Origin of the sequence: Paraburkholderia sp. SIMBA_053 (genome assembly GCF_046534895.1) — a bacterium.
Taxonomy (GTDB): domain Bacteria; phylum Pseudomonadota; class Gammaproteobacteria; order Burkholderiales; family Burkholderiaceae; genus Paraburkholderia; species Paraburkholderia caledonica.
This window is the reverse complement of record NZ_JAWRXU010000298.1, coordinates 1-332: the sequence shown is the minus strand read 5'-3', so window position 1 is coordinate 332 and position 332 is coordinate 1. Positions and strand designations below refer to the sequence as shown.

Here is a 332-nt window from a genome sequence, read left to right as displayed (position 1 = left end):
CTCGGTTTCCCTACGGCTCCCCTATACGGTTAACCTTGCTACTGAAATTAAGTCGCTGACCCATTATACAAAAGGTACGCAGTCACACCACGAAGGTGCTCCTACTGCTTGTACGTACACGGTTTCAGGTTCTTTTTCACTCCCCTCACAGGGGTTCTTTTCGCCTTTCCCTCACGGTACTGGTTCACTATCGGTCAGTCAGGAGTATTTAGCCTTGGAGGATGGTCCCCCCATGTTCAAACAGGATACCACGTGTCCCGTCCTACTCGTTTTCACTAAAAAGGCATTGTCGTGTACGGGGCTATCACCCTGTATCGCTCATATTTCCACAT

At 49.4% G+C, this 332-nt stretch carries 1 rRNA gene; it reads right to left on the bottom strand.

Annotated features, from left to right (window positions below):
* A 23S ribosomal RNA gene (locus SB753_RS35710) occupies nucleotides 1-332 on the bottom strand; the annotation flags it as partial.